Origin of the sequence: Zoogloea oryzae, assembly GCF_030161255.1 — a bacterium.
Classification (GTDB): Bacteria; Pseudomonadota; Gammaproteobacteria; order Burkholderiales; family Rhodocyclaceae; genus Zoogloea; species Zoogloea oryzae.
Genome location: NZ_BSPX01000270.1, coordinates 416 through 738, shown reverse-complemented (window position 1 = coordinate 738; position 323 = coordinate 416). Strand labels below are relative to the sequence as shown.

General features: G+C 33.7%; 1 protein-coding gene. It reads left to right on the top strand.

Going from position 1 to position 323, the window contains the following annotated elements; genetic code table 11:
• Positions 1-79: 79 nt before the first annotated feature.
• A partial coding sequence (locus QQK25_RS24970; RefSeq protein WP_284190106.1) for a hypothetical protein occupies positions 80-323 on the top strand: 244 nt, incomplete at its 3' end.

The window sequence follows — 323 nt, the reverse complement described above, 5'->3', positions numbered from 1 at the left end:
CTGGAGAAATTATTCGCTTTGTCAAGTTAAACTGAACGAGAATCTGGATTCTGGTGAAACACTGAATGAGAATCTTACCATGTATGCTTTCCTTCTTAAATTAAAAAATCCAACAGCACTGTTTCTCTCCTTTCTTCGAACAGATGAATTATATCCTGATTTATTGTTGGACGATGAAATGGATTTGAGTCTAGGAGACCCAAAGGAAATAGATATTATTATTCCACCAGATATTCCCGATTTGCTAACTCAAGGTATTTATTCTATTATACCAGCTCGTATGTCTAAAAACTGTAATAGACATTTTCTTATGTATCAAACTC